The organism is Ilyobacter sp. (assembly GCF_041583315.1).
Lineage (GTDB): Bacteria > Fusobacteriota > Fusobacteriia > Fusobacteriales > Fusobacteriaceae > Ilyobacter.
This window is the reverse complement of the sequence record NZ_JBFHGC010000339.1, coordinates 1-3266: the sequence shown is the minus strand read 5'-3', so window position 1 is coordinate 3266 and position 3266 is coordinate 1. Positions and strand designations below refer to the sequence as shown.

The window sequence follows — 3266 nt, the reverse complement described above, 5'->3', positions numbered from 1 at the left end:
GCTTCAAAAGTATCATATGCTACAATTGGCAGGCCTTGACTTCTAGCTTCTACAAGGGTGTTTGCAAAGCCCTCATAAAAAGATGTCATCAAAAATATATTATTTTCCCTTAATTTATTTTTCACATCTGAAGTTGGCCCATAAAAATTAACATTATGAAAATCTTTAATCTTTTCTTTTAATTTATTTATTTCTATTTCCGGACCATTACCATATATGCTGAGATTGTAATCTTTTGGTAAGATTTTCATTATTTCTAAAAGGCCCGTAAAATTTTTCTGATCTTCCATAATTCTGCCTATTGAAATTAGATTTTTACCGTATTGTCTAGGGTTTTTTTCCTGTTCGATTGTACAGGCTCTTGGGACAAACCGTATTTTGTTTTTTAATTCATTTATGAGATCAGGGAAAATATGGTCTAATTTTTTCTTGTCAAATTCAGTAAATATTGCAAAATGATCTATATATTTATTAAATTTTTTAAAAATAATTTTAGAATATTCAGTAAAATAAACTTCCATTTTATTAGTCTGGACAAGAATGATTTGATTATTTTTTAATATTTTTTTAGGAATGTATAAAAGATAATTAGGGCTAAAGATTATTATTTTATCTTCTTTTCCGACTAATTTGTTTAACTTTTTTCTGGAAAAATAAATATTTATAATAAAATTAGCTTTAAAAGATTTTTTTTCAAAACAGGTACTCAATTTAATATATTTTACACCTTCTATCTCTTTATAAAGTTCACTCCACGGTGTCTTATGGTACAGTTCATTTACCCCTATACCCTCCTTTAATGATTCATTTTCTATTGTTTTTATGAGGGTCTGTACTCCCCCGCCTTGGGTAGATTTTGTAAAAAATATTATGTTTATTTTCATTTATAAACACCTCTTGAAAGTTATTTTTTAAGTAGCAGATTTATCAAGAATTTTTTTTCTTTAGTAAAATATATACCTATAAAAAATCCAATTGCAGATCCTAGTGTCTTTAAGGCAAAGCTGATATACAGATTGTAAAAAGAAGCATAAGTAGAGAGTAGAAATAACGGGATAAAAACAAAAGCTGCAGTCAAAAGCGGATTCTTTAGAGTTATGAAAAATTCTTTCAACTCCCTGCTGAAAATCTTTTTAAACATAAGCCAGTAGCAAAATACAAAAGTCGCAATATATGAAGCAAGCCATCCGTATGCCACTAAAATCAGACTTTTATTTATGACCCCGTATAGTATTCCTCCAATCATGAAAATTGCAGATACAATTCCTTTTAAAAACAGAAGATCTGTTCTTCCTGTTGACTGGAAAATGGATCCGCTACTTGATAAAATTATCTGTATCCAGACTGTAAGAGCTAGTATTTTGAAGACAGGAATACTATTTCCCCATTGATCTCCAAATAATATAAATATTATTTCATTGGCATTAAAAAACAAAAAAATAGAGAGAGGCATACCTATAATTGCTAAAAGTTTACTGAGCTTTAGATGTGACTGATACAGAAGTTCTTTCTTGTCTTGGTAATTAGAGAGAATTGGAAGCAAAACAGGGGTGATTACCCGTGTCATGTTTTGTATTGAATAAAGCATAAGTTTATAGGCTTTATCATAATACCCCAGAGGAATTACCCCTATGTATTTACCTATGAGAATATTATCTAAATTTTTTGAAAAATAATTTAGTAAATTAAACATAAATTGATAAAATGAGAATCCTGCAATTTTTTTTATAGGGCTTATGTCAAAATGCATTTTGAATTTTAGGTCAGAAAGAAAAAAGCTGAATAAGAAAATATATAGCGATCCTAATATGGCCTTCCAGACAAGAACAAAATATCCCATTCCTCTATAGGCAAGGGCAATGGTGATGGCACCTATGATTAGGTCAGAACTAACACCGATAGCCCCTGCCTTTTTAAATTCCCTTTTTTTTCTAATGAGAGACATGGGGACTATTGACAGACTATGAAAAAAAACACTGACAGATAAGTACTTCCCTATTCTTATATACTCTTCATTTTGATAAAATTTAGCAATGACATAGGAAAATTCATAAAATCCATATGCAAAAATTAAACCCAAAATAAAAGTAAAGTTGAATATTGAAGAGTTGTCGCCATCAGTCAGATCTCTGTTTTGTATGACTGCAGGCCCTACACCCATATTACTCATTAGTTCAAAAAAGGCAGTAAAGACAGAGACTACAGCTACTATTCCAAACTGCTCCGGAGTCAAAAGCCTGGCTAAAACCCCCCAGATAACAAGCTTTATTGCTATACTGGAGTAAATTGTTATAAAGTTTATGATTACCCCTGATTTGAGCTCACCTTTTAATGACATAGAACACCTTCTTCATATTTTTTTGAAGTAAATTAAAAAATGAATCTTTTAAAAATCCATAAATTTTTAAATAAGGTGTAGATTAAGGCGATAAAAGGATTTAGCCTGGGATCTTCACCTAAAAAATAAACTTCTTCTTTTTCTACATTTACTTTCCAAAAGGATTTGATCTCTTTTAAAGCATTCAAAGAAAAATATAAGGAGTAGTCTCTGAAGAAAAAATTTCTGAAGCTATTTTTTTTTCTTAATATATTTATCATATCATAATGAATTTTTGTTGAGTTTATCATTGTTCCGCTGTTTAGGCTTTCGTTTTTAGAAACTCTGTAGAGGCATAAAACCTTGTTATAATAGTACACATCATGATCCATACAGTATTTTGTAAAAAAAACATAGTCGCTGGCAGGGTAGTATACCTCATTGAATCCTCCTAGTTTCATAGCTTTTTCCCGATCAATAACGATCCCTACAGGTCCACCTATTGGGTTGGCCACCAGGAAGTCCAACTCACTGTATCTCCAAATTTTCCTTCTAGAATTTTTTAATAATTCTTTGACTTGTTTTTTTTCTGATCCGGCTCTTTGATCCAGGATTCTGTGTCTGACTTTCAGGCAGGAAATTTTAGAATTTTTATCAAGAACAGAAATTGCTTCTTTCAAAAAATCTTTTAACAGAAGGTCGTCATCATGAAGCATTGTATACCATTTTCCTCTTGCCAGTTCAAGACATCTATTCCAGTTACCGTAAATACCAAGATTTTCATCGTTCTTATAATAAATTATTTTAGAATCGTTATAGCTTTTTATGAGATCTTCTGTTTTGCTTACAGAGTTTATAGAATCTGCATCGTTATCCACGACGATTATCTCATAGTCATCAAAGTTTTCTTGTTTTAAGGCACTGTCAAGAGCCTCTTTTAACATACCGG

3 protein-coding genes are annotated in these 3266 nt (G+C 30.7%); all 3 read right to left on the bottom strand.

Annotation, left to right across the window (positions count from 1 at the left end):
• The coding region (locus tag ABZA26_RS10990) for a glycosyltransferase (RefSeq protein WP_372714574.1) at positions 1 to 521 on the bottom strand (521 nt) is incomplete at its 3' end.
• A 383-nt stretch (positions 522 to 904) separates the two neighbouring features.
• A complete protein-coding gene (locus ABZA26_RS10985; RefSeq protein ID WP_372714573.1) occupies positions 905 to 2338 on the bottom strand; it encodes a lipopolysaccharide biosynthesis protein in 1434 nt (477 codons plus the stop codon).
• Positions 2339 to 2370: 32 nt separating this feature from the next.
• Positions 2371 to 3266 (bottom strand): glycosyltransferase family 2 protein (locus tag ABZA26_RS10980; RefSeq protein ID WP_372714572.1); only part of this gene is annotated, 896 nt, incomplete at its 5' end.